Source organism: Mesorhizobium sp. M6A.T.Ce.TU.016.01.1.1 (genome assembly GCF_003997065.1).
Lineage (GTDB): Bacteria > Pseudomonadota > Alphaproteobacteria > Rhizobiales > Rhizobiaceae > Mesorhizobium > Mesorhizobium mediterraneum.
Map to the genome: position 1 here is coordinate 1 of NZ_RZTJ01000187.1, position 382 is coordinate 382.

The 382-nt window shown below is 63.9% G+C and carries 2 pseudogenes; one reads left to right on the plus strand and one right to left on the minus strand.

Going from position 1 to position 382, the window contains the following annotated elements:
* Positions 1 to 231 (plus strand): annotated as a pseudogene (locus EOC94_RS33900) (hypothetical protein); the annotation flags it as partial.
* Here EOC94_RS33900 and EOC94_RS35040 read toward each other — a convergent pair.
* Positions 228 to 382, minus strand: a pseudogene (locus EOC94_RS35040) (peptidase S8); the annotation flags it as partial. The pseudogenes EOC94_RS33900 and EOC94_RS35040 overlap by 4 nt on opposite strands.

The window sequence follows — 382 nt, forward strand, 5'->3', positions numbered from 1 at the left end:
CCTCAGCTCTTCTGGGCGCTCGTCGTCGCCTTCAATCTGGTCGGGACGGTCGACCTCATCGTGGACTATTACCACGCCATCCAGGTCGGCCTCCCCCAGCGTGCGGGCGAACTGGGCGCCACCTACGCGATCCCGATCATCTACGTGCCGCTGCTGATGATCACGCACATCGTCGCGTTCTATTTTCTGGTGCGTCCTCCGCAAGCCGCGGCTTGGACTGTCGCAGACTAGTCCTTTGCCGCCGCCGCCTTGATGTCCAGCAGGCCGTAGCCGAAATCATTGTCGCGTCCCTTGGGGCCGAGATCCCTGGCCGTTGCCGCGAGCGCCTTTTCGATGTCGTCGGCCGAGCGATCGGGCGCGGCATGGATGAGATTGGCGATGG